The following is a 5,577-nucleotide window of genomic DNA, read 5'->3' as shown; positions in this document are numbered from 1 at the left end:
GTAGGTTTTGGCGCCGACCTACTCTCACGCCTTTTACGGCAATACCATCGGCTCTGGCGGGCTTAACTGCTCTGTTCGGTATGGGAAGAGGTGATCACCGCCGATATAGGCGCCAGAAAATCATTATGACATATAGTGGAAGAAAACAGGTTCGAGGGAGGATGGGAGAAGGCAACGGGTTTATCTGCTTTGAAAGCTATGGGGCTATTAGTACCGCTCGGCTTTGGTGTTGCCACCTTTAGACCTGCGGCCTATCGACCCCGTCATCTACGGGGGCCCTCATAAGGAACACTCATCTTGTGGCCGGTTTCGCACTTAGATGCTTTCAGCGCTTATCCAAACCCGACATAGCTACCCAGCGGTACGCCTGGCGGCATAACTGGTTCACCAGCGGTCGGTCCAGCCCGGTCCTCTCGTACTAAGGCCAGCCCCACTCAATGTTCCCACGCCCACAACAGATAGGGACCGAACTGTCTCGCGACGTTCTGAACCCAGCTCGCGTGCCACTTTAATGGGCGAACAGCCCAACCCTTGGGACCTTCTCCAGCCCCAGGATGTGACGAGCCGACATCGAGGTGCCAAACCTCCCCGTCGATATGAGCTCTTGGGGGAGATCAGCCTGTTATCCCCAGAGTACCTTTTATCCTTTGAGCGATGGCCCTTCCATTCAGAACCACCGGATCACTATGTCCGCCTTTCGGCCCTGTTCGGCTTGTAGGCCTCACAGTCAAGCAAGCTTATGCCATTGCACTCCACGTACGGTTACCAAGCGTACTGAGCTTACCTTTGAAAGCCTCCGTTACCTTTTTGGAGGCGACCACCCCAGTCAAACTACCCACCAAACAGTGTCCCCCGCTTCAGCGGGGTTAGGAACCGGATACGCAAAGGGCGGTATTTCAAGGTTGGCTCCACAGATCCTGGCGAACCCGTTTCGCAGCCTCCCGCCTATCCTACACATCACGTACCCAATCCCAATGTTAAGCTGTAGTGAAGGTTCATGGGGTCTTTCCGTCCCGTTGCGGGTAACCGGCGTCTTCACCGATACCACAATTTCACCGAGCTCATGGCTGAGACAGTGCCCAGATCGTTACACCATTCGTGCAGGTCGGAACTTACCCGACAAGGAATTTCGCTACCTTAGGACCGTTATAGTTACGGCCGCCGTTTACCGGGGCTTCGGTTCAATGCTTCGCGGGCGAACCCACTAACATCCCCCCTTAACCTTCCGGCACCGGGCAGGTGTCAGGCCTTATACCTCATCTTTCGATTTCGCAAAGCCATGTGTTTTTGTTAAACAGTCGCCTGGGCCTTTTCACTGCGTCCCACGTTGCCGTGGGAGCCCCTTCTCCCGAAGTTACAGGGCCATTTTGCCGAGTTCCTTAGCCATGATTCACTCGAGCACCTTAGGATTCTCACCCCAACCACCTGTGTCGGTTTGCGGTACGGGTTTTGATGGTCTGAAGCTTAGCGGATTTTCTCGGGAGCTGGATTACCCACACTATCGGCGCCGCCGAAGCTTTGCCGTACTATCGGGTTTCAGCAGGGTTCCCGGATTTGCCTGGGATCCCTATACCTACGCCCTTCAACGCACTATTCCGTCAGTGCGCGGTGGTGTCACTTCTCCGTCCCCGCGTCGCAACCATCAAAAGTACGGGAATATTAACCCGTTGTCCATCGGCATCCCCCTTCGGGTTAGCCTTAGGCCCCGACTGACCCTGATCCGATTAGCGTTGATCAGGAAACCTTGGTCTTTCGGTGGGGGGGTTTCCCACCCCCCTTATCGTTACTTATGCCTACATTTGCTTTTCCAGAAAGTCCACCGCAGCTCACGCTGCGGATTCGCCCCCGCTGGAATGCTCCCCTACCGGTATTTACATACCCCATAGCTTCGGTAACACGCTTGATGCCCGTTCATTATCCACGCCCGGCCGCTCGACTAGTGAGCTGTTACGCACTCTTTAAATGGATGGCTGCTTCCAAGCCAACATCCTAGCTGTCTGTGCAGCCGGACCTCGTTAGTCCAACTTAGCGTGTATTTGGGGACCTTAGCTGATGGTCTGGGTTCTTTCCCTCTCGGCCCTGGACCTTAGCACCCAGAGCCTCACTGCAGAGTATATCCCGCGGCATTCGGAGTTCGTCTGGATTTGGTAGGATGTGACTCCCCCGCACCCAATCGGTAGCTCTACCTCCGCGGGACTAAACCTCCACGCTGTTCCTAAAAACATTTCGGGGAGTACGAGCTATTTCCCAGTTTGATTGGCCTTTCACCCCTACCCTCAGGTCATCCGGAAACTTTTCAACGTTTATCGGTTCGGTCCTCCAGTACCTGTTACGGCACCTTCAACCTGCCCAAGGGTAGATCACAAGGTTTCGCGTCTACCTCCACCGACTATGCGCCCTATTCAGACTCGCTTTCGCTTCGGCTGCGTCCCTGAAGGACTTAACCTTGCCGGTGAAGAGTAACTCGTAGGCTCATTATGCAAAAGGCACGCCGTCACACCATAAAGATGCTCCGACCGCTTGTAGGCACACGGTTTCAGGTTCTATTTCACTCCCCTGTTCGGGGTTCTTTTCACCTTTCCCTCACGGTACTGGTTCACTATCGGTCTCCCAGGAGTATTTAGCCTTGGCGGATGGTGCCGCCGGATTCCCACAGGGCGTCTCCGACCCCGCGGTACTCAGGATCCCACTAGGCTGGCTTTGCTTACGTGTACGGGACTATCACCCCCTACGGTACCGGCTTCCCTTCCGGTTTCCACTTCGCTAATCCAATGCCATGTTGTGGTCCTACAACCCCGGATATGCCGTAACATGTCCGGTTTGGGCTGTTCCGCTTTCGCTCGCCACTACTTGCGGAATCACTATTGTTTTCTCCTCCTACGCCTACTTAGATGTTTCAGTTCAGCGCGTTCGCGTATTATACGGTTATCCTTCAGATAACCAGGTTGCCCCATTCGGAAACCACCGGATCAATTCCCATTTGCGGATCCCCGGTGTTTATCGCAGCTTGTCGCGTCCTTCATCGCCTCTGGGAGCCTAGGCATCCCCCGTGTGCCCTTGTCTACTTTCTTTACCGCACGGCCCTTTTGCTACCGTACGGCTGCTTTTGGCTTCCCGCTCGCGCGGGAATGCCTCTGTTGCCTTCTCTTTCTCTCTCTTCTTGTTTTCTTCCAATATGTCAAAGAACTTTTTTCAGTACTTGGTACTTAGTATCCAGTATTTAGACACCTGACAGGGCTAACTACTATGTACTCCGTACTATCTACTGAACAGTGGAGAATAACGGATTCGAACCGTTGACCCTCCCGACTGTAGGTCGGGATGCTCCAGCCCCTTCCGGCTGATTTCCTTGGTGGAGAATAACGGATTCGAACCGTTGACCCCCTGCGTGCAAGGCAGGTGCTCTAGCCAGCTGAGCTAATTCCCCGAATCGGTAGTCCCGAGCAGACTTGAACTGCTGACCCCTACATTATCAGTGTAGTGCTCTAACCAACTGAGCTACGGGACTAGCTTTTCTCTTGCCTGTCGGATACCGTGTAAGGGAACGGTGTCCTATTCTTCTTTTCTCTTTTGAATCAATTGATAACATGCGCATAACGAGCACCGACCGGTACCCTAGAAAGGAGGTATTCCAGCCGCACCTTCCGGTACGGCTACCTTGTTACGACTTAGCCCCAATCACCAGTTTTGCCCTGACACGCCCCTTGCGGCAACATGCTTCAGGCACCCCCGGCTTTCATGGCTTGACGGGCGGTGTGTACAAGGCCCGGGAACGTATTCACCGCGTCATTGCTGATACGCGATTACTAGCGAATCCAACTTCACGGGGCCGAGTTGCAGGCCCCGATCCGAACTGTGAACGGCTTTGCGGGATTGGCGCCCTGTTGCCAGGTGGCTGCCCGCTGTACCGCCCATTGTAGCACGTGTGTAGCCCCGGACGTAAGGGCCATGATGACTTGACGTCGTCCCCGCCTTCCTCACTGTTTGCACAGGCAGTCTGGATAGAGTCCCCACCATTACATGCTGGCAACTATCCATAGGGGTTGCGCTCGTTGCGGGACTTAACCCAACACCTCACGGCACGAGCTGACGACAGCCATGCAGCACCTAGTTTCGCGCCCCGAAGGGAACATCCATCTCTGGATGCGTCGCTAACTTTCAAGCCCGGGTAAGGTTCCTCGCGTATCATCGAATTAAACCACATGCTCCTCCGCTTGTGCGGGCCCCCGTCAATTCCTTTGAGTTTCACCCTTGCGGGCGTACTCCCCAGGTGGATGACTTAACGCTTTCGCTTGGGCGCCGGCTGTGTATCGCCGACACCGAGTCATCATCGTTTAGGGCGTGGACTACCAGGGTATCTAATCCTGTTCGATCCCCACGCTTTCGTGCATCAGCGTCAATCGCGCCTTGGTAAGCTGCCTTCGCAATCGGTGTTCTGTGGCATATCTATGCATTTCACCGCTACTTGCCACATTCCGCCTACCTCATCCGCATTCAAGCGCGCCAGTATCAACGGCACTGCGATGGTTGAGCCACCGTCTTTCACCACTGACTTAGCACGCCGCCTACGCACCCTTTAAACCCAATAAATCCGGATAACGCTCGGATCCTCCGTATTACCGCGGCTGCTGGCACGGAGTTAGCCGATCCTTATTCTTTAGGTACACTCAGCCCCCGACACGTCGGGGGGTTTGTTCCCTAACAAAAGCAGTTTACAACCCGTAGGGCCGTCTTCCTGCACGCGGCATGGCTGGTTCAGGCTTGCGCCCATTGACCAATATTCCTTACTGCTGCCTCCCGTAGGAGTCTGGTCCGTGTCTCAGTACCAGTGTGGGGGATTCTCCTCTCAGAGCCCCTAGGCATCGTTGCCTTGGTAAGCCGTTACCTTACCAACTAGCTAATGCCACGCGAGCCCATCCGTCCCCTATGAATATTTGGCTGGAAGATGATGCCATCCTCCAGCGTCATGCGGTGTTAATCCCTCTTTCGAGGGGCTATCCCCCTGGGACGGGCAGGTTGCTCACGCGTTACGCACCCGTGCGCCACTCTCACCGGAAGTAGCAAGCTACCTCCGGATCCCGTTCGACTTGCATGTATTAGGCCTGCCGCTAGCGTTCATCCTGAGCCAGGATCAAACTCTCCATTGTAAAATGTTTGTCCGATCTGACCCGATCACTCGGAATCAATCTGTTATTATGTCTATTTACCTGATCGACTTAGGTCTGTCTTTTAACTTTCGCCTGAAACAGACTACTCGTTACGCTACATGAATATCAATATCTTTCAAGAACTTCCCCGCCTCCGCTCACGCTTCGGCCGATGTGCCATACCGGGTTACGAAACCCGACACCGCCTTTGTTTTGCCCCTTTCAACAGTCCCGGCCGCATCGCGCTGCCGAACCGGTGTGACCCGGTTTCCGTTTGGGATTGCAAAGGTAAAAACCTTTTTCAATCCGGCAAAATTTATTTTCACTTTTTTCCGATAACCCCGGAAACAACCCCAAAGCAAAATATAAACCGGAAAAAAACAAAACCCTCAACGAACAACCGCCTCCTCCGAAGCGGGATGCAAAGGTA

General features: G+C 54.3%; 1 protein-coding gene, 2 tRNA genes and 3 rRNA genes. All 6 read right to left on the bottom strand.

Features of this window, described 5'->3' with window-relative positions:
* Nucleotides 1-5: 5 nt before the first annotated feature.
* Nucleotides 6-117 (bottom strand): 5S ribosomal RNA (gene rrf / locus U9S71_RS20685).
* A 70-nt stretch (nucleotides 118-187) separates the two neighbouring features.
* Nucleotides 188-3,071, bottom strand: a 23S ribosomal RNA gene (locus U9S71_RS20680).
* Between the two features lie 279 nt (nucleotides 3,072-3,350).
* Nucleotides 3,351-3,427, bottom strand: a tRNA-Ala gene (locus U9S71_RS20675).
* Between the two features lie 7 nt (nucleotides 3,428-3,434).
* Nucleotides 3,435-3,508 (bottom strand) — tRNA-Ile (locus U9S71_RS20670).
* Between the two features lie 111 nt (nucleotides 3,509-3,619).
* Nucleotides 3,620-5,147, bottom strand: a 16S ribosomal RNA gene (locus tag U9S71_RS20665).
* Together the 16S, 23S and 5S rRNA genes with 2 tRNA genes alongside form the textbook arrangement of a ribosomal RNA operon.
* Before the next feature lie 158 nt (nucleotides 5,148-5,305).
* Nucleotides 5,306-5,473 carry a hypothetical protein gene (locus U9S71_RS20660; protein ID WP_326329753.1) on the bottom strand — a complete coding sequence of 56 codons (168 nt, stop codon included), beginning with the start codon at nucleotides 5,471-5,473 and terminating at the stop codon, nucleotides 5,306-5,308.
* Between the last annotated feature and the right edge of the window lie 104 nt (nucleotides 5,474-5,577).

It is taken from the genome of Parapedobacter flavus, assembly GCF_035818675.1.
GTDB lineage: Bacteria > Bacteroidota > Bacteroidia > Sphingobacteriales > Sphingobacteriaceae > Parapedobacter > Parapedobacter flavus.
Note: the sequence above shows the minus strand (reverse complement) of the source record. Positions and strands in the feature narration are given on the sequence as shown.